Genomic DNA, 305 nt, shown 5'->3' with positions numbered 1-305 from the left:
TAGGGCGACGGCGATGAAGGGGATGTGGGAGGCGCCGCCGGATCCTGGTGTGCTGTCGGTGGAGCGGTATGTGACGGGTGAGGGCAAGAAGTTGCGGTTCGCCAATGTCTTCGCGGCCAATGACCCGGAGTCGACGTTGATGAACGTCCAGCAGCTGGAGACGCTGGGTGCGATCCGGCGTCCGTTGGGTGTGGTGATCAACTGCCGTCCGGACCGGGTGGAGCGCAATGGTCAGATGGGGGCGATCGTGCCGGATCTGGATCCGGACACGGTGTTCCTGATCGGGCATCCGACGAAGTCCGCGC

General features: G+C 64.6%; 1 pseudogene. It reads left to right on the top strand.

Annotated elements, in window-relative coordinates:
• Positions 1 to 305, top strand: a pseudogene (locus K7472_RS32330) (poly-gamma-glutamate synthase PgsB); the annotation flags it as partial.

It is taken from the genome of Streptantibioticus parmotrematis, from assembly GCF_019890615.1.
GTDB classification, from domain to species: domain Bacteria; phylum Actinomycetota; class Actinomycetes; order Streptomycetales; family Streptomycetaceae; genus Streptantibioticus_D; species Streptantibioticus_D parmotrematis.
Note: the sequence above shows the minus strand (reverse complement) of the source record. Positions and strands in the feature narration are given on the sequence as shown.